Origin of the sequence: Pseudoduganella plicata (genome assembly GCF_004421005.1) — a bacterium.
Taxonomy (GTDB): Bacteria; Pseudomonadota; Gammaproteobacteria; order Burkholderiales; family Burkholderiaceae_D; genus Rugamonas; species Rugamonas plicata.
Genome location: NZ_CP038026.1, coordinates 5,053,622 through 5,076,045, shown reverse-complemented (window position 1 = coordinate 5,076,045; position 22,424 = coordinate 5,053,622). Strand labels below are relative to the sequence as shown.

The following is a 22,424-nucleotide window of genomic DNA, read 5'->3' as shown; positions in this document are numbered from 1 at the left end:
CCGACATGCCCCGACATGATTCCATTTTCCATACTCGACCTCTCCCCCATCGCGCAAGGCAGCGATGCCGGCACGTCCCTGCGCAACACGCTCGACCTGGCCCAGCACGGCGAACGGTGGGGCTACAACCGCTACTGGCTGGCGGAACACCATGGCATGCCGGGCATCGCCAGCGCGGCGACGGCCGTCGTCATCGCCCACGTGGCGGGCGGCACGTCGACAATCCGCGTCGGCGCCGGCGGCATCATGCTGCCGAACCATTCGCCGCTCGTGATCGCCGAACAATTCGGTACGCTCGAAGCCCTGTTCCCAGGCCGCATCGACCTGGGCCTGGGCCGCGCGCCCGGCTCCGACCAGACCACGGCGCGGGCGCTGCGCCGCAACCTCGGCTCCGACGCGGACGAGTTCCCGCAGGACGTCGTCGAACTGCAGGACTACATGTCCGAATCGCCGCGCCAGCGGGTGCTGGCCGTGCCGGGCCACGGCGCGAAGGTGCCGCTGTGGATCCTCGGCTCCAGCCTGTTCGGCGCCCAGCTGGCCGCGCATCTGGGCCTGCCGTACGCGTTCGCGTCGCACTTCGCGCCGCAGATGATGATGCAGGCGATCAGCATGTACCGGAACAACTTCAAGCCGTCGGCACAGCTGGACAAGCCCTACGTCATGCTCGGCTATAACGTCTTTGCCGCCGACACCGACGAGGAAGCGCAATGGCGTGCCACGTCGATGCAGCAGGCGTTCGTCAACCTGCGCACCGGCAATCCGGGCAAGCTGCCGCCGCCCGTCAGCAATTACCGCGACGCGCTGGGGCCGCAGGAAAACGCGATGCTCGACTCCGTGCTGTCCTGCTCCGCCATCGGTTCGGCAGACACGGTGGCTGCGCAAATGAAAGCGTTCATCGCCAGCACGCAGCCGGACGAACTGATGATCACGTCGCAGATCTTCGAGCACAGCGCGCGCCTGCGCTCCTACGAAATCCTGGCGGACGTGCACCGCGCCATGTAGCGGCCGCGCCGGTAGGAACGACGGCGAAGGGCACCTGCCCGGCAGGTGTCCTTCCCGCGCTCGTCGCGCGACAACATCGGGGTCAGGCACCATTCCTGTCACGAGCTGTGCTGTAGGCTGGATCGCCGACGCCAAGGCACAGGCCGTGACAGTTTTCGTGCCTGACCCCGATGTTGTCATCCGGGTGAGATCGGCTGGCGCTGATACCGGGTATTCGTCTGCTCAACAGCAAAGGAGGCTGCCATTGCGTACAATTGCCGGCTTTTTGCAATTGGAGCGACCGTGAGCGCACACGAACAACAAGATATTTCCCCCGCCATGGTATGGCTGATGGCAAGCGCCACCGGCCTGATCGTCGCCAGCCTGTATTACGCGCAGCCGCTCGTCGGCCCCATCAGCCGTGCCACGGGCCTCGATGCGGGCGCCGCCGGCCTGATCGTCACACTGACGCAGCTGGGCTACTGCCTCGGCATGCTGTTCATCGTCCCGCTGGGCGACCTGTTCGAAAACCGCCGCATGATCGTCACGGCCCTGTGCGTCTCCGCCCTCGCCCTGGCCGCGGCGGCGTTCAGCACCAGCGCCGCCGTGTTCCTGGCCGCGTGCTTCTGCATCGGCCTCGGGTCCACCGCGGCGCAGATCATCGTGCCGTTCGCGGCGCACCTGTCGCGGCCCGAGAAGCGTGGCCAGACGGTCGGCACCGTGGTCAGCGGCCTGCTGATGGGGATCATGCTGGCGCGACCCGTGTCGAGCCTCGTCACCGATGCGCTGGGCTGGCACGCGATCTTCATCCTGTCGTCGATCTGGACAGCCGCGCTGGCGCTGCTGCTGAAACTGCGCCTGCCGCTGCGCGAACCGGAGCACACCAGCACGTATGCCGCGCTGCTGGGCTCCATGTGGCACCTGCTGAAGACGACGCCGATCCTGCGCCGCCGCGCTGCCTACCAGTTCTGCATGTTCGGCGCCTTCAGCCTGTTCTGGACGACGGTGCCGCTGGTACTGGCCAGCGACGCCTTCGGGCTGTCGCAGACAGGCATCGCCATGTTCGCGCTGGCCGGCATCGCCGGCGCCATCGTCTCGCCGATCGCGGGACGCCGCGCCGACCAGGGCAAATCGCGTTCGACGACAGGCATGGCCCTGGCGGCCGGCGTGCTGTCGTTCGCGGTACCGCTGCTGGTGCACGGCGAGCGCACGTTCGCACTGGGCCTGCTGGTCGCGGCGTCGATCGTGCTGGATGCGGGCGTATCCGGCAGCCTGGTCGTCGGCCAGCGCGCCATCTATTCGCTGGGCGCGGACGTACGCAGCCGCCTGAACGGACTGTACATGGCGATCTTCTTCATGGGCGGCGCGCTGGGCTCGATGCTGGGCGCCTGGATGTATGCCCACCACGGCTGGCAGGGCGTGCTGATGACGGGCCTTGTCTTCCCGGCCCTGGGCCTGGCGGTGTTCGCCACCGAGAAGCGGCAGCACTGATCCCGGACGTCGCCCGTTGACGCGCCGCATTCCGCTCGGGGATACTGCGCGCATGACAGCGCCAGCACCCTACATCGGCCGTTTCGCCCCGTCCCCCACCGGCCCCCTGCACCTCGGTTCCCTGGTCGCGGCCATGGCCAGCTACCTGGACGCGAAGGCCCATGGCGGCCGGTGGCTGGTGCGTATCGAGGACGTCGACCGCGACCGCAACGTGGCGGGCGCCGACGAGCACATCCTTGCTTCGCTGCGCCGCTGCGGCATGTTCTGGGACGGCGAGGTGACGTGGCAGACGCGCCGCGAAGCGCTGTACGACGCCGCGCTGGCGCAACTTGCCGACCATATCTACCCCTGCGGCTGCTCGCGCCGCGAGATCCTCGATTCGCAGACGCGGCTCGCCGGATCCGGCCACGGCAACGCCGCCCTCGTCTACCCCGGCACTTGCCGCGCCGGCCTTGCCCCTGGCAAGGTGCCGCGCGCGCTGCGCCTGCGCACGCCGGCAGGCGAGGCGCACGTGATCGGCTTCACCGACCGCTGGCACGGGCCGGTCAGCCAGGACATCACGGCCGAGGTGGGCGACTTCGTCATTCGCCGCGCCGACGGCTTCTGGGCCTACCAGCTGGCCGTGGTCGTCGACGACGGCGCGCAGGGCATCACCGATATCGTCCGCGGCGCCGACCTGCTCGATTCCACGCCGCGCCAGCTGTACCTGCAGGATCTGCTGGGACTGCCCCATCCACGCTACCTGCACGTGCCCGTTGTCGTCAACGCCGATGGCGAGAAGCTGTCGAAGCAGACGGGCGCCCAGGCATTCGACAACGGCGCCGCCTCCGAGGCCCTGCTGGCCGATGCGCTGCTGCCGGCCGCGCGCTTCCTCGGCCTGGACATCGCTGCCGGAACGATACCCGCGTTCTGGCAGGCGGCCATCCCGGCCTGGGAAAGGCTGCTGCGAGCGCGCAACGCGTTCCGAGCGCCGCTCTTGCAGGGGCCACGGTAGCATTCAGGGCATGACAACTTCGTAAAACCCACCATGTCCCCCATCCTGATCCGTCTGTCCGGCGCGGCGTTGTTGACCACCGCCCTGAGCTGCCATGCCCAGCACGATTCACCACCGTCCGTCGGTCCCGCCGGCGCGCCCAAGAGCACGAAGACGCAGGCGCTGGAAGTGGGCGCACGCGTGCTGCAGAGCGCGGCGCCGATGCGCGGTTTCGACATCTATCTGGTCGGCTTCCATCCCATGAAGGACGAGCCGGAAAAACAGATGGAAGCACACCACTACTGCCACCAGCGCAACGAGGATTTCGCCCAGTGCATCCTGTTCGACGGCAACACGGCCGATGCGAACATGAACGGCATCGAATACATCATCTCGGAAAAGGCGTTCGCGCTGCTGCCGGCAGCGGAACGCAAATACTGGCACCCGCACAACGGCGAAATCCTGTCCGGCCAACTGGTCGCGCCGGGGATACCGGAGGCGGCCGAGAAGTCGCTGATGAAAACCAAGATGAACAGCTACGGCAAGACGTGGCACACGTGGAACACCGGCCACGAAGGCCACACCGGCGAGGCATTGCCGCTGGGCGACGCGAAGCTGGCGTGGTCGTTCAGCCGCGACGGCGAAGCCCTGCCGGCGCTGGCACAGAAGCGCGATCGCAAGCTGGGCACCGATACGGCAAAGAAACGGCGTGACCGTACCGACCTGCGCGCACTGGCCCGGCCCCAGTCCGGCGTCGACGCGCTCAACGGCAAGTTCGCACGGCCGACGACGCCCATCCCTGGCGTGGCGGACGTGGCGGCCCAGCCGGCAAAATAGCTGACATCGCTGTAGGACTCGTCCTCCGCGTCATCGTGAACTGCCTAACAGACCCGTTTGCGGCAGGCGCGCACACTTCCCGCATGTTCAGAAGAGGAGGTGCATCATGCGACGCTCGACCATTTTTGCCACCCTGACCCTGGCCCTGCCGCTGGCAATGCTGGGGGGCCAGGGCGCGTTCGCCAACGATCAACTCTACAAATGCGTGGACCCGAACGGCGCGTTGATGCTGTCCGACAAACCCTGCGCAGTCGTGCAAAGCGTTGCGGCGGACACGACCACGGCACCCGCGACGCTGCCGGCCGACGTCGCCGCGGTGCCGACGGATATCGACGCAGCGGCGGAAGAACCGCCACGCCCCGTCGTGGTCAAGGAACGCTATACGCTGCCCCCCGCCGAGTTCGACCGCAGCCAGTGGAACCGCAAATCGCCCACCTCGACGGCGCCGAAGATCGATGTCGCCACGTTAAAGGCCGCCAAACTCAATCTTGAACTGAGCGAAAAGACCGCCTCGCGCTGAGTTGTACCGTCCACGCCACGGTGGCGTTTCCGAATAAACTCCTTATGCGGCGCGGCAGCCTGGCGCGACCGACAGACGCGCAGGCCGCATGCCGCCAGCAATCGGCGAGTGACGCGACCGGACATTATTCGACGGTCGCCATTGCCGTGTTCACACTGCCGTATTCACACGGCACTTTGTTACAAACAAGGTCACTTGCATCTTTGACGTCCGGTAGACGGCTGTCGAGAATGGTCTCGTATCCCTGAACAACAGTTTAAGGCCGGCGCCTTTCCCGAAGCGCCGGGCTGGCCCCGCACGTCCCGCGGCGGCGCAGCGATACGGGTTCTCCGACATACAAAGGACTACCATGAAAAAGACTTTGACGATGTTGCTGCTCGCCGCACTCCAGGTTACCGCCGTGGCCGCCGCGCGGCCGGCGCCACTGTCACGTTCGGGCAGGGAGAGGAAGGCTGGCACGGGCTGCAGCCCGCAGACGGCAACGGGGGCTCCGGCATCGACACGTCGCTGGGTAACGGCGCACCGGCACTGCACACGCGCATCGAACATTTCGGCGCGACCTGGAGCACGACAACCAACACGGACTTCGTGCGCGACTACACGCAGATGCAGAGCGTGACGTTCGGCATCGACGTACTGGCCAACAGTGTCTGGTTCTTCAACCGGGAAGTCACGCGCGATCTCGTCATCGAACTGCGCGACTACGACAACCAGGCCAACGGACTGCCCTACACGAGCGTCTGGGCCAAGGTCGGCACGCTGGACGCCGGCAAGACGGGCTGGCAACACCTGTCGGTGACGATCGACGACACGTCCGTACTGGGCCTGCCATCCGGCTGGGGCGGCTATGGGGCCGAGGATGCGCAAGGCAATCCGTTCCTGCCGTCCGACCGCACGTTTGCCAGCGTACTGGCCGGGGTGGACGAAGTGGCCTTCACCACCCTCGTGCCGGGCTTCGTGTACGGGTTCACCTATTTCGACGTGGCCGTCGACAATATCAGCATCAGCCCCGTGCCGGAGCCGGCGCAAGGCGGCATGCTGCTGGCTGGGCTGGCGGGCATGGCCGCGCTGGCACGGCGTCGCGCCCGCCGGTGACGGGCCGCCGCCTTCCGTTAAGCGGACACAACTGGTGACGATTGCGCGACAAAGGGACGCAAGGTCGCGGCAGCCTTGAGACGGTCGAGGTCGCTATAATGCGGCCTTTCCGTTACCCGGCAGCTGACATGACCGCATCGATTACCTCGTCCGACGGGCGTCCCGCCTGTGTCCTGTTGCACAGTTCGATGAGTTCACGCAGCCAGTGGAACGCGCTGGCTGCGCAGCAGGAGAGTACGTTGCGCTGCGTCGCCGTCGATCTGCTGGGCTACGGCAAGGCCCGTTCCCGACGGCCGCGCAGCAGCAGCGCTTCTCGCTGGCGCATGAAGTGGAGGCAGTACTGGCCGCGCTGGCGGATGAGATCGCGCCGGACGAACCGTTCCACCTGGTCGGCCACTCGTATGGCGGCGCCACGGCGCTGCGCCTGGCGCGCCGGCTGCTTGATACCGGGCGTATCCTGTCGCTGACGTTGTTCGAGCCGGTGGCGTTTCACCTGCTGGCGCCAGGCGACCATGCCCGTATCGACATCGAAAAAATCATCGCCTGCATCGAGGCGGCGGCCACGCCCCGCGACGGCGCCGCCGCGTTCATCGATTACTGGAACGGTCCCGGCGCGTTTGCCGCACTGCCCGTCCCGATGCAGGAGCGCTTCACCGCGCAAATCGCCAAGGTGCGGCTGGATTTCGTTGCGCTGATGTCGGAACCTGCCACCTTGGCCGACATGGCGGCGCTGGACATTCCGACGCTCGTGCTGTTCGGCGCGCAGGGGCCGATGTCGACCCGCACGGTCGCCGAGGAACTGGCCGCCGCCCTGCCCCGCGCGGCCTTGCACCGCACACCGGGCGGCCACATGGCGCCGATCACGCACGCGGCGGACGTCAATCGCGCCATCGCCGCGTTCATTGCCACATCCATCGCCACCGCCCTGGAGTAGACCCATCGCCATCGTCACGCGCACACTGAGCCCCGGCGAAATCCACTGGTGCCGGCGCCTGTTCGGCGGCGCCATCGATTACGAGCGGGTGCGCGTCCACGGCGGCAGCTATTTCTGGTTCGGCCTGCAGCGGCGCCACGTGGCCGTCGCCCCGGACGGCGAGATCTGGTTCAACCCGGAAGACTTCAGCGCGGATTTCTCGCGCGAGCATGCGTGGCGGCTGCTGTGGTTCATCCACGAGATGACGCACGTGTGGCAGTACCAGCTGGGTTATCCCGTCAAATGGCGCGGCGCGCTGCGCATCGGCTTGCCGTATGCGTACGAGCTGGCGCCGCACAGGCGGCTGGGCGACTTCAATATGGAGGCGCAGGGCGACCTGCTGGCCGATTATTTTGCGCTGCGCTTCCTGCTCGCCCCGGGGGCGATGCGCCAGCGCCGCTACGGCGACGCGCTGGCGCTGTACGACTGCGTGCTGCAGGACTTCCTGCGCGCACCGGGCGACCGTGCGAACCTGCCCCGTTCCGCCTTCAGTCGCCCGTTCGGTGCTCGTCGAGCCACTTGACCAGCGCGTCGGACGTCAGCGGCTTGCTGTACAGGTAGCCCTGCCCTTTATCGCAGCGCAATGCGCGCACGACTTCGGCCTGCGCCACCGTCTCGATGCCTTCGGCCACGGTGCTCATGCCCAGGCTTTGCGCCACCTTCACCGTCGCCTCGATCAGTACCCGATGGTGCTCGCTGCTCTCGCTCTGGCTGACGAACGAGCGGTCGATCTTGACCGTGTCGACGGGCAGGAGGTGCAGGCTGGCAAGCGAGGAGTAACCCGTGCCGAAATCGTCCAGCGCCAGCGTCAGACCCAGCGCCTTCAGCTCGTGCAGGCGCTGCTGGATCTGCGCGTCCTGCGCGGCCAGGCTTTCCGTCACTTCCAGCTGAAGGTGGTGCGGCGATACGTCCGCCTCGGTCAGGATGCGGGCGACGGTCGCGCTCCAGCCGGGCTGGCCCAGCTGCGCCCGCGACAGGTTGACGGCCAGCAGACGCGGTGCGGCGTCTCCCAGTGTCCGCTGCCACCCGCGGAAGTCCTGGCACGCCTGCTCCAGCACGAAGTCGCCCAGCGCGCCGATCAGGCCGCACTCCTCGGCGATGCCGATGAATTCGAACGGCGGTACGACGCCGCGCACCGGGTGCTGCCAGCGCACCAGCGCCTCGACGCCGGCCGAATAGTCGGTGCTGCCGTCGGCGCGCAGTGCCACCACGGGCTGGTACATCACAAAGAGCTGGTTTTCCTGCAGGGCAAGGCGCAGGTCGGCCTCGATATCGCTGCGCCGTGCGGCCCGTTCACGCATCGCCTGGGCAAAACGCACGTGCCGGCCGCCGCCCGTGCGCTTGGCTTCCACCATGGCGATACTGGCATCGCGCAGCAGTTCGTCCGGTTCCTGCGGCGCGGCGCCGCCCCACGCGATGCCGACACTGACGTTGCAGACCACGTCGTGTCCCTGCACCGTATAGCCCCGGCCGATGGCGCCGATCAGGCGTGCCGCCACGCTTTCCGCGTCCTCCGGGCGGCGCAGGCCGTCCAGCACGACGATGAATTCGTCGCCGCCCACGCGCGCGGCCAGTTGGCCGCCAAGGCCGATGCGGTCGCTGGGCGGACGCAGCACGGTGCGGATGCGGTCGGCGATCATGATCAGCAGCTGGTCGCCGGCACTCTGGCCCAGCGCGTCGTTGACCTGGCGGAAGCGGTCGCAGTTCATGAACAGCACCGCGAAGCCGCTGCCGTCGTCGGGCTGCTGCGCCCCCTGGATCAGGCGCAGTTGCTCCAGCACGGCGCTGCGGTTCGGCATACGCGTCAGCGCATCGGTGCGCGCCTCGCTGGACAGGCGATGCGCCATGCGCTCCTGCTCGCGCTGCGTCTCCAGCGTGATGTCGGTAACGGCCACCATCAGCCGCGCGTCATCGAGTTTGAGCACGCTCAAGGACAGCACCTGGGCGCCGTCGGTGCCGTCCAGATCCACGCGCAGCCCTTCGCAAACAACGCCGGAGGCCGGTGCAAACGCCGTCACCATGACGCGCAGGCGCGGCACGACGGGATCGAAGACGGCAAAGAGGTTTTCCAGTCCTGTCTCGCGCGCCAGCGGCATCAGCAGCTGCGACGACATCGGGTTCAGCATCTCGATAGTGCCGTCGAGCGTCGTCTGCACCAGCCCGATCGGGGTGCGGTAAAGGAACTGGATCAGGGCCTCGTAGGCGCTGTCTTCAACGGCCATCGCCGGCCTCCTGCTGCGGTTGATGGACGACGCGGTTGCGTCCCTGCGCCACGGCGTGCGCCAGCGCCTCGTCGGCTTGACGCAGCAGCGCTTCGACATCCGTCAGCCCGTCCGGCATGGCCGCGACGCCCGCACTGACGGTGTAATGCACCGTGCGGCCATCCACTTCCACGACTTCCTGCTGGACGCCGGCGCGCAGCCGTTCGGCCACCTGCGCGGCGGCCGCCAGGTTCGTTGCCGGCAGCAGCACACCGAAGCGGGCATCGCCGACGCGCGCGATCACGTCCGCGCCGCGAAACGCCGTCTGCAACGCATAGGTCAGGGCGCACAACAGGGCGTCGCCGGCGGCACTGCCGTAACGGCCCACGACGTCGTCGAAATGGTCGGCATCGACCAGGATCATCGATGTGGGGCGCGGCTGCCGGTGGTGCCGGGCCATTTCCAGTTGCGCCGCTTCGAAGAACGCGCGCCGGTTGGCCAGGCCCGTCAGCGCATCCGTCAGCAGCGGCGAAATCGTTGCGCCACCGTCGCACGCCGTCAGGTCGCGCAGCACCAGGCAGTAGGTGCGCTCCGTATCGCCTTCGGCGGCGGGCACCGGCGCAACGATGGAACTGCCGCGGAAACTGCTGCCGTCGGCGCGCCGGTACAGCCCTTCGTCGAAGCTCCAGCCCTGGTTGTCGGCATCGCGCAGGCGGTCCGCTGGCGCGCCGTCGTTGCCCAGCAGCACGGCATAGGACTGGCCGACGACCGCTTCGGAGTGGGCCGTGATGCGGCCGATGCTGTCGTGCCAGCGGTCGATGCGTCCGGCGCCATCCAGGGTGGCCAGCGCGTAGTCGGTGCTGCCGGCCAGCAGCGCATTGAGCCACGCGTCGCTGCGGCGCAGCTGGCGCTCGCGCCGCACCTGCTGCGTGATATCGGACAGGACGGCCATCAGCCGCCGCGCATCCAGTTTCACCAGCGACAACGCGAGGATTTCCGGGCCGGTGCCGCCGCCCGCGTGCAGGTGCAGGCGCAGGCCGTCGCAGATCATGCCGCGCGGTGCACCGAAGGCGGCAACCAGCGTGCGCAGCTCCGGCGCGACGTCGCGCAGCGTGTCGAACAGGTTGTTCAGGCAGCCGTCGTGCGCCAGCGGCATGAGCAGCTGGGCCGAGACGGCATTGATCATGACGACGTCGCCCCCGGGCGCGAGCTGCACCAGCCCGACCGGGGCCAGGTACAGGAACTGCATCAGCGCTTCATGCTCGGCGGCGATATCGGCCCCGGCGTCGCGTGCGAGCTCTGTCACAGCCGCCGCTGCACAAGGACATACCGCAACGGCGCACCGGGCAGTGCCAGCAGGCGCAGCAGTACTTTGACCGGCTTCATCCGCAGCGTCAGGACGTAGCCGATCGTCTCGTCCAGCACCGTGCCGTCCGCCGCCGCGTCCTCGAAACGCTGGGCCACCAGAAAATTGTTCATGCAGGGCGCCACCGTGGTAAACAGCGGCAGCCCCAGGACACTGGCAGGCGACAGGCCGGCAGCCTGCGACTCGAAGCGGTTGTAGCGGCGCACCACGGTATCGGCGTCGAAGCCGATAATGCCAAAGTCCAGCGTGTCGAGCTCGTCCGCGCTGGCGGCTGCCAGGGCGCGAGCGAGGTCGGGCTGGTCAAAAGTAAGTGCACTCATGAAACGCTCCACGTTGACTGCCTATTGTCGTCAAGAAACTAATGCTGACATGAGGGAACCCACATGTCAATGCGCACACGATGGTAACGCTGCGACGATCTTACACGGGACTGCGCCGGACCGACGCCCGCTCCACTGCGGTCGCTATCCCGACTGCCTGGCGCGGCGGGGAACGGGCTGTACCCGGCGTGGGTCTGTTGCGTTTTTGCGCCAGAAAAGTTGCCTAAATTCAAACGCGCGCCCGTCGAGGAGGGCTTTATATATGATCAACGCTCACGCCGTATCGTTTCAACCCGCTTATAAAAGGAAAATACCATGGCAATGATGAAGACGATGTTCGCAGCAGCATTCTGCGTCGCACTGGCCGCCTGCAGCACCACCGATTCGACCAGTGGCGCAAGCGACAGCTCCTCGATGGGCTCCAGCGCAACGAGCGGCAGCACCGGGTCGGCAGGCTCGGCAGGCGCCTCCGGCACCACGGGCAGCACCGGCGCCGCTTCCGGCCAGTCGGGCACCAATTCGTCCACCACCGGCACGCCAGGCAATTCGCCATCGAACCCAAGCAATGCGGACGACTCGTCCGTCAAGCGCTGATCGGCTCTGGCCGCAGAACGATGGCCCGCTTCGGCGGGCTATTTTTTTGCCTGCCATAGCGGCTGGCTTCCCTCACAGCCGGACCGCGTCGGCGTGTGCATACCGAGCTTCGCGAAGCGTCGCCGCAACCACCGCAGCGTAAACGTCCACCTTGGATCCGGCCGTGGTTGCGTGCCGGCCGGTCGTTTCTCGAATGGCGCTCGACGCCCGTTCCGAACTTTTTTGCTGGACCGTTGTCTTACCCGTTATCGCGACAATTCGGGAGCGGGCCATGAAAGCTGAACATGCGGGCGATCGACGTGACACGGCAGGACGAACTCTGCTGGATTTTTCGGGACTGCACAGCGAACAGCTGCGCGCTCTGCTGGACAGCGATACCGAGCTGGCACAATGCCTGCGCGCGCTGGAAGAGCGGGGCCAGCGTCTGACCCATTGTCCCCACTGCCATGGCGACCGGCTGTACCGGCACGGCGTCACGCGCGGCCTGCAGCGCTACCGCTGCAGGCATTGCGGCCGTACCTGCAACGCGCTGACGAACACGCCGCTGGCCCACCTGCGGCTGCGCGGCAAATGGCTGCCGTTCCTCGAGTGCGCCTTGCGATCGATGACGGTGCGCGGTTCCGCTGCCACCGTCGGCATCCATCGCAACACGAGCTTTCGCTGGCGGCACCGCTTCCAGGCGCAGCAGCCGCCGGACACAGGCGTCGGCCAGGTGTAATGGCGGCAAGCGCCGCCATTACACCACAACACGAGCTACCTATGGCGTCACCGCTTTCAACCACCCGCCGCCCGGCGCGGGTGGCGGCACGCGTGTCGTGGCTTGTCCGCCCGGGGGCACAGGCTTGGCAAAAGGCCTATCTACCGGCCGTGGCTGCGGCGCGCGCCCTGCCCTCACCAAGCCCGCATTTGTTGCGCGCACGCGTCACTTATAGGTTGTTCATCAATGTTCAATTGACCAGGTAACTTGCAAACCGCTACCTTCTATGGAGGCGTGTGGCAACGCGCCTGTCGCAGCGGCCGGCATCCTGCTCCGAGCACTGCCCGCAGCGGCTGTGCGACAGATGGCGGCACTGGCATATCGGGACAATATCGAGCAATGAGTTGGGTGGGACGGGCGGCGTCATCCCGCAGGACATCGAGGACGTCCAGGGCCGCTCGATCCGCGTTAGCCCGTAGTACCGTTTCAAGTGATGGTCGGGCCGTAAGACAGCCCGGCGGGAAGGCGGTTTTTGCAGACTGCCTTTCCCGCCTTATGGCCGGCGGCTGTTCGCGCAAGCAAGCAGCCGCCGGCGTTTTTTCGATCTGAACTACAGCACACGTCCGGCCGGCATCGCCCCTCGCCGCGTTACGCGGTCCGGCAGCGACCGCGTCAGTCCGCGCCACTCGAGCCCGGCAAACAGTAGCACGGCTGCGGCCTGCGCAGCAATATACAGCGCTCCCGGCAGCGTGACGGTCACAGCCCCGGTCAGCGGCAACAGCAGGCTGAGCGCGACCCAGCCGAGATTACCGGCAATCACAAATCGCACCAGCGCCGGCCATAGCGCGCCAGAGCGTGCCAGTACCGCCAGCGCCAGCGCATAGACGAGCAGGAACAGCCCGGTGCCGGTGAGCAGCGCTGGCGGCAGGCCCAGCGCTGCGTGCAGCGGGCCGGGTAGCATAAGTTGCAGCACGGCGATAGCGCCGCTGCCGGCGGCGTCGAGCAGCAGTGCCCGTTTCAGCAGGCTGGATGGGGCAACGGTGTGCATGGCGTTCTCCTTTTGGCGGCTTGGGTGGTGCCAGTGTCCGACACCGCCTCGCCTGCGCCAATTACGCGCCAGGTAAGCGATGGCGGTAAGCGGCGCGCAGGCGCGAAGGCGTTTGCCTTGCCAGGGGTTTTGTGACAGACTGGGTGCTCATCACGTCACAATCGCCTGCTCCAACAGCGTGCTGCCGCTGCAGATGCTCCCGATGTTCCCGATACGCCTGTTTCGCTCATTCAGACATTGCCGCTTCATCGCCGCCTGCGCCGTCATGACGCTGCTGACAGCGCTGCCTCTGCAGGCGCGGGGCCAGGATCTCGTCGGCCTGATCAACGCTTATCGCGCCGCGCCGCCACCGTGCGACGGTGAACGCGCCGCGCCGCTGCCGGCACTCGACGCCCCGCCGGCGATGGCGCGCGTGCGTATTGGCGCGGGCACCTTCCTGGAGCTGGCGCTGGAGCAGGCCGGCTATCCGGTCGAGCACGCGGAGGCCGTGTACCTGTCCAACGTGTCGGATGCCCCGGCCGCGATGGCACTGCTGCGGCTGAACTTCTGCGAGAAACTGCTGAGCACCGATTTCGCGGCGGCCGGCGCCGTGCGTACGGGCGACGACTGGATCGTCCTGTTTGCCCGCCCGCTGCACGAGGTGCCCCTGCCGGACCCGACCGTGCTGGACGCGGAAGTGCTGGCGGCCGTCAACGCGGCGCGGGCGGCGCCCCGCAACTGTGGCGAGCAGCATTTCGACGCCGCCCCGCCGCTGCGCTGGAACGACGCGCTGACCAAAGCGGCGCTGGCGCACAGCAGCGACATGGCCACGCACCGCTATTTCAGCCATACGGAAAGGAACGGCAGCGTGGTGGACGACCGCGCCACGCGGGCCGGGTATGCATGGCAGCGGATCGGCGAGAACATCGCCGCCGGGCAGAAGTCCGTGGCCGAAGCCGTGGCCAGCTGGCTCGACAGCCCCGGCCACTGCGCCAACATCATGAATCCCGGCTTCGAGGAGATGGGACTGGCGTACGCCGTCAATCCGCTACGGGGCCGTGTCTACTGGACCCAGGTGCTGGGGCGCGGCCGCTGACACGACCGGGTGCGCCTGCCGCCGCAGCCTTATAATCCGGTTGGGGGTTCGGCGCGACGGCGCCCATTCGTGGGGACAGCGGAAGGTGCGGGTGTGAGAAAACATAACGACAACGACGAAACAACGGCACAGCAAGAACAGCCGGGCAAGAAAGGGGGGCGCCGCACCCTGACGCGCCTGGACTGGATCGACGCGGCGACGGAAATCCTTGTCAGCAAAAGCGTCGATGCGATCCATCCCGCCACGCTGGCGCGCGATCTGGGCATCACGATCGGCAGCTTTTATTACCACTTCAAGGACCGCAACGACCTGCTGGCCAGCGTGCTGCGCCAGTGGCACGAGCGCACGACGGCCCAGGTGATGCATGAATACGCGGGCATGCCCATTGACGAACTGGCGTATGAGCTCATGGCGCTGCCATTGCACGGCCTGACTGCCCGCCACGCGGCCATGGTGGAATTCGCCATCCGTGGATGGGCCCGGCGCGACGATATGGCACGCCAGGCCGTGCTGGAAGTGGATCAGCAACGGCTCGGCCTGTACACGGACGCGCTGCGCAACAGCGGCTTTTCGAAAACGGAAGCGGAGAACCGGGCGTTCCTGATCTACAGCTTCCAGATGTCGCAAGCGCTGCTGTGGGACGTGAATGACGAAAAGGCCCGCAAGCGGCAGCTCAATTTCGCCCGCAAGTTGTTCCTGCAGCCGCTCGACGGCAGCGCCAGGCCAGCAACGTAAGGCGCGTAAAGGCGGGCGAGCCCGCCTCCCCGTTTAGAACAGGTGCCGGATGCCGACGCTGACGATGCTCGTGCGCGCGTCGGTGTTCTGGCCAGCGCCCGAGAACAGCGGCACTTCCTGCGCGCCCAGCGGCACCAGCAGCGCGCCGGGACCGCCCGCGATCGGCAGCGGCGTGACGGTGCCGCGCACGATGTTGCCGCGGTCGTCGTCGACAAAGCCGATACGGCTGTAGACAGCCGTGCGCTTCGAGAAGTTGTAGTCGGCCCCCAACATGACACCCGAGTCCTTGCCACGCGTGAAGTTCTTGAACCGGCTCTGCATGTATTGCACCCCCAGCTCGAACGCGCCAAATGCCTGCTTGACACCGACCGAGGCCGTCTGCACTTTCGGGTCCAGCGGCCCCACGTTGTCGTATTTGCCGACGTGGAAGTTGGCGACGATCATCGTGTCCGTCGGCGCCTTGTATTTCGCACCGATCATGGCGCCGGTGTAGGTGTCGAGCGCATACAGCGGAACGAACGTGCCGCCGTTGGCGGCGGACGCCACGCCGACTTGCGCCCCGCGGAAGTCGTTGCGGTGGTAGGTGGCAATCACGGAGAACGGCGTACCGTTGTAGGCCAGCAGCGCGCCCTGCGCCCTGCCCCGGTCGTCCGGCGACTCGGCGCCTGCCGTCAGGCCGCCGATGATCTGGCCCGTCGCCGCATTGGCCGCCGGCGTGGCGCTGGTGGCGCTGGCACGGGCCGCACTGATGCGGTTGGAGACGCCAGCGTTGGTGGAATACGACAGCACGCCCAGCCACGGCCCCTTGCGCACGAGGAACGATGCCATATTGTCCTGGTACGTCTGCAGCGTGTTGACGACCAGGCCCGCCCCCATCAGGTCGGTGCCGCCCAGGCGCTCCGTCGTGGCGAGGTAGTAGCCGATCAGCATTGGCGAGGCCTGCCGGCCCAGCCGCACTTCGCCTACCGGCGTGGTCAGGCTGACGAATGCCTGACGGCCGAACAGACGGCCGTCGTTGGACAGCACGCCGCCGTCGGCCTGGATCCCGCCTTCCAGCGTAAAGCCGCCTTTCCAGCCGCCCCCCAGGTCTTCCGTGCCCTTGAAGCCGAAGTGGCTCTGCGCGGAAAGTGACGGCGCCATCCGGTTGGTGCGGGTCTCCGGCGACGCCATTGCGTTCGGCACGGGCGTCGTGCCGGACATGCCGAACAGCGTGCCCTGCACATTGCCCTCCCCCTTGCGGACCTGGTCGACACCCACGTCCAGCAGGCCGTAGACGGTGACCGAGGACTGCGCCCAGGCCGCGCCGCAGGCCAGTGACAAGGCCGACAAGGCCAGGGCCCGCCGTGCCATCGGCACCATCGGCATCGTTGCCGCTGCGCGTTTCACTGCTTGTGTTTCTGCTTGTGTTCCTGCTTGATCCACTGCTTGCTTCATGAGTCTCCTCCGTCGTTTTATATGAGTGCAGGTGAAATCGTTGCGGCCGCTCGCGCGGCCGGCGGTCAGGCTAGGCTGATGCTCTGGTACGGCCGGGGCCGTGAATAGGGATTGCGCCATCGGGGGCAGCCAGGCGGGCGCCGGTGGCGCCGGCGAGGGGTGGCATCTTACTGCGCATGCTTGTCTCCGTTGTAATCGACGCGGGTCGATACTGCTCTGACGACTGGCCCGCTGGCGCGGACCGTCACGTGGGCGGTCATTGCCGCGCCATCGTTATCGGTACTGCATTGCGGCTCGGGCGCCGGTCAGCCCCTGGCCGCATACGCGGATCGTGTTGCCGGTAATGCCAACGCAAAGGCTACCAGCCCGGCCACGTCGCGCGGCTGCCAGCCCTGCCGCAGCGAAGGTGCCGGCGCGCCAGCTCGCACGGCAAGCCGACCGCCGTTGCCAGCCACGAGGATACCGGGCTTTTATGTAATTTCACTAACAGGCCTGACATCGATAGCGGTCTTCCAGTCGAGATGGTGGACATGCGGACCTGGCAGGGCCCGGGCGACAGTTCCCGAACTCAACGGTTGTTAACGATCCTAGCACGGCGTTGCGACCGTCTCAATAGCACACCCTATGTTTGGGCATATATACAACTATGTTGGTCGCCTGGGAGCATTGGCCTTGCGGCAGCACTACCGATCGCCACGCACGGCAGCGCTGTCGATCGCCCACACGTGTACCGGACACGCCGTTATGCCAACCACGGCCGAGAGTTTCGGTTCGACGTGCGGCGAACCGAATACGCTGAATATGGGATGCAATATGACCTATGGCGCCCGCGGCGGGCCATGAATCTGGCAATACCGTCGCGGTAATTACGTCAACCCGGTGGTCAGTGGATGGTCCGGCGCCGCCTGCACCGGCACTGTCGGCCAGACATTCAACGGGCCGCGCCTTAACGACACCAATATCGTACCGCTGTGCACGACGATCGATTGCTGAGGAACGCCGGCAATGCACCCGCTGCATTGTCCGGCCAGCTGGCGGAAGGGCCTCATATTGGGGTTAATGCCGTTGAATTATCCTGTTTTCGAAAGGGCGCTGTCGGCGGCTGATGAGATCCGGGGTCGGACCCGGCGGGTCTGACCCCGGCCCTTCTCAACCGCCACCACAATTTCAACACCTTCACTCAACGGTATTTCTCTTACCGGGTTCTTTTTTGCGCCATTCCTCGCGGCCTGTTCGCCGAGCGCCGCGCATGGAAGAGTTACATTTTTCGCCGCGCCGTATTCTGGCTTGAACAAGCTTAATCCTGGTCAGAGGCCACGCATAAGTCACTGATTCTTATCAGATTCCTAAATTCTGCTGATGACCACGCGGGAGGCAGCCGCAGCTTATAGATGAGCAGCGGTAAAGCCGGAAGCCCTACATAATCGCGACAAATCCTACCCAATCGATGACGAAAAGCGGATGAACTGGCCGCCGGATACTCCTACGATTGAAACCGGTAAGCGATGAACGAGAGACGAAGATCTTTCGTTCCAAAAAATGCTTGCACGGGGAATCTTTTCGAGCCAACACGATCAAGCGTGACGGCATCATTAATCAGGGAGGAAATATGTCGGATATGTTGAGGAAAACCGTTTTGATGGCAGCTGGTGTCGCACTGGTGCAAATGAGCACGGTGGCCATTGCCCAAACGAAAACCACGACGGATAAAACTGTCGCGGTCAAGGCCGAAACCAATATGGCACGCGGCATCGCAGGTCCATTGACGATGACGCGCGAACAGCGTCTCGCCGCGAAACCTGTGGACTGGAAAGCCGCGACCGGCGTGCAGAAGCAGTCGGCAATGTCGGCTGACGACAAGGCGGCGCTGCAGGGCGCGAAGGCGGAACTGAGCGATGGCGGCGCGCCCAATTCGAGCGCGGATGACGAAGCGCGACGCGACTTTTCCGAAGAGTGGAAAGCCATGGATCAACAGGATCGTTAATCACATCAATCAAAGGAGTCACAAAATGATCACGAAACCTATCCTGGGCCAGCCACTGTTCCGCGCCAGCGTTGTTGCCGTCTGCATGGGCCTGTCGGCGCAAGCCTATGCCGGCACGCCGGACGTCTACACCCAATATCAGGAGACCGGCAATCCGAACACGCCACGCGCTATCGGCAAGCTGTTCAGCAACAGCGGCACCTGCTCCGCCTCTGTCATCAGCGGCAATAACATCATCGTGACGGCGGCGCACTGCTGCTATAACCGCGGCACCGGCGCCTGGGCGTACGGCTGGTCGTTTGCGCCGGCGTACAACAACGGCAGCGCACCCTACGGCATGTTCCCATGGGTCCAGGCCCGCGTTCCGGCCAGCTGGATCAACAACGGCGATACCGCATCCGACATCTGCCTGATTCAGCTTGGAAACAATACGGCAGGCCGTCCCGTGACGTACTACACCGGCTGGCTGGGCCGTTCGTGGGATTGGGGCACGACGCAGAGCCACCACTCGCTCGGCTATCCCGGCAACATCGGCAGCGGACAGACCCTGCAGCTGTGCGCGTCCGAAAGCTTCGGCGCCAGCGCGGCGTGCGGCGGCGCCGCCGTGCTGAACACGGGCTGCAACATGACGTACGGTTCCAGCGGCGGCCCATGGATCCGCCAGTACCGCAACGGCAACTACGTCAACTCCGTGGTGCACGGCTACCAGAGCGCTGCCTGCACGGGCACGTTCGGCCAGACGTACAACGGCCCGCGCTTCACCAGCAGCAATATCGTGCCACTGTGCACGGCGCAAGGTTGCTGATGCGCAGATTGGCGCTGGCGCGCCTCTGGTTGATACGCTTGCGCCGGCCGGGGCTCCCTTGGGAGCCCTTTTCTACGTCGGCGGCTCCATTGCATCGACACAATATGGCCGCTCGCGATAGTCGAAATAGTCAAAGTCGGCATGCAGAGCGCTGCCCGACATGTCCTGGCAGGCCATTCCGACAAACGCGCCCGTGAAGTTCGGCTGGCCGGGGGCGTTGGCTTCGTCGGACAGGATGCTGGCATCGAACTGCTGCGCCAGCCTCTGCCAGTCGCCCCCGGGAAGACGGTAAGCGAACAGCAGGCGTTCTTCGTCCACCTCGACACGCAGCTGCACGGGCACGCCGGACGGCAGCGGGATCGGTGCCGTAAACGTATCCGTCTGCACGTGGTTTGGCAGGCTGCTCATCACGCGCAGATGTTTGCCGAGCGTTTCGTCGTGCGTGATGTAGAGATAATGGAATTTGCTGGCGTTGTAGTAGCAGACCAGCCCCGCCTGCTGCTGGAAGTGCTCGGGCTCGAAATCCACGACGGTGCCGGCGCTGTAGCAATGCGCCTGCTGGCGGCGCGCGACCAGTGCCTGGCGATACTGGCTGCCAATGCTTTCGCGGCCGACCAGGCGCAGGTAACCAGGTCGCGCCCTCAGGCTGAACAGCTCTTCCGGCCATGGTGTGCGCAGCCACTGGAAATCCACCGGCAGCATTGGCGCATCGAAGTCTTCCCGCTCCGGCGCGGACGGGAACGGATGCTCGGGCAAGCCCGGCGCCAGCGCCTGAAGCTGCGGCGCCGTCTTGCGCAGCCAGCCATCGTCGCCCCACTCGACCGGCTGGACCGCCGTCTCGCGTCCCAATGTGCACGCGCCGCGATTGCGCAGCGGACGGCCGCACAGGTACACCATGTACGTGCGGCCGTCCGGCGTCTCGACCAGGTCCGCGTGGCCTGCGCGCTGCAATGGCGCATCGGGACGATTGCGGGCGGTAAGAATGGTTTGCTCGGGATGCAGTTCATAGGGACCGTGCAGATGGCGCGAGCGTGCCATCGTCACCCCGTGGTTCCAGCCCGTGCCGCCTTCGGCCGTGAGGAGGTAATACCAGCCGTCCCGTCGGTACAGATGCGGCGCTTCCGTCAGCCCGTGCGCCGTGCCCTGGAAGATATTCTGGCGCTGGCCGACCAGCCGGCGCTCCGCCACGGAGTATTCCTGCAGGACGATCCCGGCGAAGCGGTTGCCGCCGGGGCGGTGGTCCCACAGCTGGTTGAGCAGGTATTTGCGGCCGTCGTCGTCATGGAACAGCGACGGATCGAAGCCGCTGCTGTTCAGGTGTACCGGATCGGACCATGGCCCGTCGATCGCCGGGCTGGTGACGAGGTAGTTGTGAAAGTCGCGCAGCGAAGCGCTGCCCGTGGCACCGCCGGTGGACGTGCAGCCGTAGCGCTTGACGTCCGTGTAGATCAGCCAGAACAGGCCGTCCGCATGCGTCAGGCACGGCGCCCACACGCCGCACGAATCCGGGACACCCAGCATATCGAGCTGGCTGGGGCGCGTGAGGGGCCGCGTCAGCAGACGCCAGTTCATCAGGTCGCGCGAGTGGTGGATCTGCACGCCGGGATACCACTCGAAGGTCGACGTGGCGATGTAGTAATCGTCGCCCACGCGGACGATGGACGGGTCGGGATTGAAACCGCGCAGGATGGGGTTCTGGATCATTTTGTATCGGCAGGTTGGGGTTCGCGCACGAGGGTCCACAGCAGCACAGCGGCCACGAGATCGAGCACGGCCAGGCTGACAAAGAATGGCGTGTAGCCGACACTGGCCATCAGGCCGCCGATCAGCAGCGAGAAGATCAGCAGGCCCAGGTTGCCGAAGGTGCCGCACATGCCGGCAACCGTCGCCACCTCGTTGCGCCTGAAAAGGTCGGACGACATCGTGATGACGGTCACGGACAGCGTCTGGTGCGCAAAACCGGCGAGGCTGAGCAAGGCGATGGCCGCATACGGGCTGTCGACAAAGCCGACAAAGGCGACGCCCATCATCATGCAGGCGCCCAGCGTGAACGCACCGCGGCGCGCATCGATCAGCCGTACGCCACGCTTCTGCAACGCCAGCACGACGACGGGTCCGAACAGGCATCCCAGATCGGCCGCCAGGAAAGGCAGCCACGCAAACATGGCGATCTGCGCCAGGTCGAAGTGACGCACAGTCGTCAGGTACAGCGGGACCCAGAACGACAGCGTGCCCCACGCCGGATCGGCCAGGAAGCGCGGCAACGCGATGCCCCAGAAATTGCGCATTTTAAGCACGCTGAGGATGGACGGGCGGGTGCCGTCGCCCTGCAGATGCGCCTCCTGCCCGGCCGTGATATGCCGCGCCTCATCAAGCGACAGCCGCCGGTGTTTCTTCGGCGCGTCATACAGCAGCAGCCACGCCGCGACCCAGATCAGACCGAGCGCCCCCGTGATGACGAACGCCGACTGCCAGTTGTAGTACAGGATGGCCCACACGACCAGCGGCGGCGCCAGCATCGACCCGAACGACGCGCCCACGTTGTAGATCCCGCCCGCCATGCCCCGCTCCCTGGCGGGAAACCACTCCGACACCGCCTTCATCCCGGCGGGATTCGCCGAGCCTTCGGCCAGTCCCAGCGCACCGCGCAGCACCGCCAGCATCTGCCAGTTCGTCGCCAGGCCGTGCAGCATGCAGATGATCGACCAGGCGGTGGCGAAGATGGCGAAGCCCAGTTTCAGGCCGATCACGTCAAGCAGGTAGCCGCACAGCGGTTGCAGCATGATCGTCGCCTGGAAGGCTGCCGTGATGTATGAGTATTCCTGGGTGGTTATCTGGAGCTCTTGCAGCAGCGTGGGGGCCGCTACTGCCAGGGTGCTGCGGGTGAGGTAGTTGATGACTGCGCCTAGCATGATCAGGGTGATCATTTGCCAGCGGAGGGTGTTGGCTAGGAATTTTGGCATGGTAGCGCAATCATTAAGGTTGCGTGACATTAGCACAGTTATTTGCGGACAGGTTGGGGTCTCCACGGCCGCATGCGTCGATAAAGTAATGCTGCGCCGGCATCTCTCTCTCTGCGGGCCTTGGCTCGGGTGGAGGCACTGACCGAAAATGTCTTCCGTAGCACACGCCAGCGAGCGAAATTGCTCACAAGTGTATTATTATCAATATATAATCGTCGGCGGCTGGGAGGATTCGTTATCGTCTCGGCGATTGGAGCTTACGACGTTCCGTCCAGGCATACCCCATTTTCCGCTCACTTTTGCTTAGTCTTGGTGTGGTCGCAGACTAGACT

Annotated in this window: 21 protein-coding genes and 1 pseudogene; 13 read left to right on the top strand and 9 right to left on the bottom strand. The window is 65.9% G+C overall.

Annotated elements, in window-relative coordinates; genetic code table 11:
- Nucleotides 1–15: 15 nt before the first annotated feature.
- From E1742_RS22365 to E1742_RS22330, 8 genes are all read left to right on the top strand, one after another.
- The gene (locus tag E1742_RS22365) at nucleotides 16–1,002 is read left to right on the top strand and encodes an LLM class flavin-dependent oxidoreductase (RefSeq protein ID WP_134387307.1); all 987 of its coding nucleotides are present in this window, start codon (nucleotides 16–18) and stop codon (nucleotides 1,000–1,002) included.
- Between the two features lie 318 nt (nucleotides 1,003–1,320).
- Nucleotides 1,321–2,472 carry an MFS transporter gene (locus E1742_RS22360; protein ID WP_134388291.1) on the top strand — a complete coding sequence of 384 codons (1,152 nt, stop codon included), beginning with the start codon at nucleotides 1,321–1,323 and terminating at the stop codon, nucleotides 2,470–2,472.
- Nucleotides 2,473–2,524: 52 nt separating this feature from the next.
- Nucleotides 2,525–3,466 (top strand): tRNA glutamyl-Q(34) synthetase GluQRS, encoded by a 942-nt coding sequence (gene gluQRS, locus E1742_RS22355; RefSeq protein ID WP_134387306.1) that lies wholly within the window; start codon nucleotides 2,525–2,527, stop codon nucleotides 3,464–3,466.
- A 33-nt stretch (nucleotides 3,467–3,499) separates the two neighbouring features.
- The gene (locus E1742_RS22350; RefSeq protein ID WP_134387305.1) at nucleotides 3,500–4,282 is read left to right on the top strand and encodes an OBAP family protein; all 783 of its coding nucleotides are present in this window, start codon (nucleotides 3,500–3,502) and stop codon (nucleotides 4,280–4,282) included.
- A 106-nt stretch (nucleotides 4,283–4,388) separates the two neighbouring features.
- Nucleotides 4,389–4,802 carry a hypothetical protein gene (locus E1742_RS22345; RefSeq protein ID WP_134387304.1) on the top strand — a complete coding sequence of 138 codons (414 nt, stop codon included), beginning with the start codon at nucleotides 4,389–4,391 and terminating at the stop codon, nucleotides 4,800–4,802.
- A 588-nt stretch (nucleotides 4,803–5,390) separates the two neighbouring features.
- Nucleotides 5,391–5,897 carry a PEP-CTERM sorting domain-containing protein gene (locus tag E1742_RS22340; RefSeq protein WP_206076699.1) on the top strand — a complete coding sequence of 169 codons (507 nt, stop codon included), beginning with the start codon at nucleotides 5,391–5,393 and terminating at the stop codon, nucleotides 5,895–5,897.
- Between the two features lie 205 nt (nucleotides 5,898–6,102).
- Nucleotides 6,103–6,831 carry an alpha/beta fold hydrolase gene (locus E1742_RS22335; protein ID WP_229466246.1) on the top strand — a complete coding sequence of 243 codons (729 nt, stop codon included), beginning with the start codon at nucleotides 6,103–6,105 and terminating at the stop codon, nucleotides 6,829–6,831.
- On the top strand, nucleotides 6,800–7,393 hold the full coding sequence (locus E1742_RS22330) for a Rhs element Vgr protein (RefSeq protein WP_229466244.1): 594 nt from the start codon (nucleotides 6,800–6,802) through the stop codon (nucleotides 7,391–7,393). The genes E1742_RS22335 and E1742_RS22330 overlap by 32 nt, the downstream gene beginning before the upstream one ends.
- On the opposite strand, the gene E1742_RS22325 is transcribed toward E1742_RS22330, so the two are convergent.
- The 4 genes from E1742_RS22325 to E1742_RS22310 all read right to left on the bottom strand — a co-directional run bounded on the left by E1742_RS22325 (nucleotide 7,359) and on the right by E1742_RS22310 (nucleotide 11,344).
- Nucleotides 7,359–9,092: a putative bifunctional diguanylate cyclase/phosphodiesterase gene (locus E1742_RS22325; RefSeq protein ID WP_134387303.1), complete on the bottom strand. Its 1,734-nt coding sequence runs from the start codon at nucleotides 9,090–9,092 to the stop codon at nucleotides 7,359–7,361. The two genes, E1742_RS22330 and E1742_RS22325, sit on opposite strands and share 35 nt — an antisense overlap.
- Entirely contained in the window at nucleotides 9,082–10,377 is a 1,296-nt protein-coding gene (locus E1742_RS22320) for a GGDEF domain-containing protein (protein WP_229466242.1), read from the bottom strand. Before E1742_RS22320 ends, E1742_RS22325 begins: the two co-directional genes overlap by 11 nt.
- A complete protein-coding gene (locus E1742_RS22315; protein ID WP_134387302.1) occupies nucleotides 10,374–10,757 on the bottom strand; it encodes a phosphonate transporter in 384 nt (127 codons plus the stop codon). The genes E1742_RS22320 and E1742_RS22315 overlap by 4 nt, the downstream gene beginning before the upstream one ends.
- Before the next feature lie 266 nt (nucleotides 10,758–11,023).
- Complete coding sequence (locus E1742_RS22310; RefSeq protein ID WP_134387301.1) at nucleotides 11,024–11,344, bottom strand: hypothetical protein; 321 nt, start codon at nucleotides 11,342–11,344, stop codon at nucleotides 11,024–11,026.
- A gap of 440 nt (nucleotides 11,345–11,784) precedes the next feature.
- Here E1742_RS22310 and E1742_RS27480 point away from each other — a divergent pair.
- Nucleotides 11,785–12,027: pseudogene (locus tag E1742_RS27480) on the top strand (transposase); the annotation flags it as partial.
- A 631-nt stretch (nucleotides 12,028–12,658) separates the two neighbouring features.
- Here the strand turns inward: E1742_RS27480 and E1742_RS22300 are convergent.
- Nucleotides 12,659–13,096, bottom strand: coding sequence for a hypothetical protein (locus tag E1742_RS22300; RefSeq protein ID WP_134387299.1), 438 nt, complete (start codon nucleotides 13,094–13,096; stop codon nucleotides 12,659–12,661).
- Between the two features lie 265 nt (nucleotides 13,097–13,361).
- Between E1742_RS22300 and E1742_RS22295 the strand changes: the two genes are divergently transcribed.
- Nucleotides 13,362–14,171: a CAP domain-containing protein gene (locus E1742_RS22295; RefSeq protein WP_166793539.1), complete on the top strand. Its 810-nt coding sequence runs from the start codon at nucleotides 13,362–13,364 to the stop codon at nucleotides 14,169–14,171.
- A gap of 93 nt (nucleotides 14,172–14,264) precedes the next feature.
- Complete coding sequence (locus E1742_RS22290; RefSeq protein ID WP_134387297.1) at nucleotides 14,265–14,906, top strand: TetR/AcrR family transcriptional regulator; 642 nt, start codon at nucleotides 14,265–14,267, stop codon at nucleotides 14,904–14,906.
- Nucleotides 14,907–14,939: 33 nt separating this feature from the next.
- Here the strand turns inward: E1742_RS22290 and E1742_RS22285 are convergent, their stop codons facing one another.
- Together E1742_RS22285 and E1742_RS22280 are read right to left on the bottom strand one after the other, a co-directional pair.
- Complete coding sequence (locus E1742_RS22285; RefSeq protein WP_229466240.1) at nucleotides 14,940–16,292, bottom strand: porin; 1,353 nt, start codon at nucleotides 16,290–16,292, stop codon at nucleotides 14,940–14,942.
- Between the two features lie 1,118 nt (nucleotides 16,293–17,410).
- Entirely contained in the window at nucleotides 17,411–17,635 is a 225-nt protein-coding gene (locus tag E1742_RS22280) for a hypothetical protein (RefSeq protein ID WP_134387296.1), read from the bottom strand.
- 194 nt (nucleotides 17,636–17,829) lie between these two features.
- Between E1742_RS22280 and E1742_RS22275 the strand changes: the two genes are divergently transcribed.
- Both E1742_RS22275 and E1742_RS22270 read left to right on the top strand, forming a co-directional pair.
- The gene (locus E1742_RS22275) at nucleotides 17,830–18,324 is read left to right on the top strand and encodes a hypothetical protein (protein WP_134387295.1); all 495 of its coding nucleotides are present in this window, start codon (nucleotides 17,830–17,832) and stop codon (nucleotides 18,322–18,324) included.
- Nucleotides 18,325–18,349: 25 nt separating this feature from the next.
- The gene (locus E1742_RS22270; protein WP_166793538.1) at nucleotides 18,350–19,129 is read left to right on the top strand and encodes a trypsin-like serine peptidase; all 780 of its coding nucleotides are present in this window, start codon (nucleotides 18,350–18,352) and stop codon (nucleotides 19,127–19,129) included.
- A 72-nt stretch (nucleotides 19,130–19,201) separates the two neighbouring features.
- Here the strand turns inward: E1742_RS22270 and E1742_RS22265 are convergent, their stop codons facing one another.
- Nucleotides 19,202–20,833, bottom strand: coding sequence for a glycoside hydrolase family 43 protein (locus E1742_RS22265; protein ID WP_134387293.1), 1,632 nt, complete (start codon nucleotides 20,831–20,833; stop codon nucleotides 19,202–19,204).
- A complete protein-coding gene (locus E1742_RS22260; protein ID WP_229466238.1) occupies nucleotides 20,830–22,056 on the bottom strand; it encodes an MFS transporter in 1,227 nt (408 codons plus the stop codon). The genes E1742_RS22265 and E1742_RS22260 overlap by 4 nt, the downstream gene beginning before the upstream one ends.
- Nucleotides 22,057–22,424 lie beyond the last annotated feature (368 nt).

Bases quoted from the DNA above. Each gene is read 5' to 3' on its own strand.
- E1742_RS22365 (WP_134387307.1), top strand. From the start codon at position 16: ATGATTCCATTTTCCATACTCGACCTCTCCCCCATCGCGCAAGGCAGC.
- E1742_RS22360 (WP_134388291.1), top strand. From the start codon at position 1,321: ATGGTATGGCTGATGGCAAGCGCCACCGGCCTGATCGTCGCCAGCCTG.
- gluQRS (WP_134387306.1), top strand. From the start codon at position 2,525: ATGACAGCGCCAGCACCCTACATCGGCCGTTTCGCCCCGTCCCCCACC.
- E1742_RS22350 (WP_134387305.1), top strand. From the start codon at position 3,500: ATGTCCCCCATCCTGATCCGTCTGTCCGGCGCGGCGTTGTTGACCACC.
- E1742_RS22345 (WP_134387304.1), top strand. From the start codon at position 4,389: ATGCGACGCTCGACCATTTTTGCCACCCTGACCCTGGCCCTGCCGCTG.
- E1742_RS22325 (WP_134387303.1), bottom strand. From the start codon at position 9,092: ATGGCCGTTGAAGACAGCGCCTACGAGGCCCTGATCCAGTTCCTTTAC.
- E1742_RS22315 (WP_134387302.1), bottom strand. From the start codon at position 10,757: ATGAGTGCACTTACTTTTGACCAGCCCGACCTCGCTCGCGCCCTGGCA.
- E1742_RS22300 (WP_134387299.1), bottom strand. From the start codon at position 13,096: ATGCACACCGTTGCCCCATCCAGCCTGCTGAAACGGGCACTGCTGCTC.
- E1742_RS22295 (WP_166793539.1), top strand. From the start codon at position 13,362: ATGACGCTGCTGACAGCGCTGCCTCTGCAGGCGCGGGGCCAGGATCTC.
- E1742_RS22270 (WP_166793538.1), top strand. From the start codon at position 18,350: ATGATCACGAAACCTATCCTGGGCCAGCCACTGTTCCGCGCCAGCGTT.
- E1742_RS22265 (WP_134387293.1), bottom strand. From the start codon at position 20,833: ATGATCCAGAACCCCATCCTGCGCGGTTTCAATCCCGACCCGTCCATC.
- E1742_RS22260 (WP_229466238.1), bottom strand. From the start codon at position 22,056: ATGATCACCCTGATCATGCTAGGCGCAGTCATCAACTACCTCACCCGC.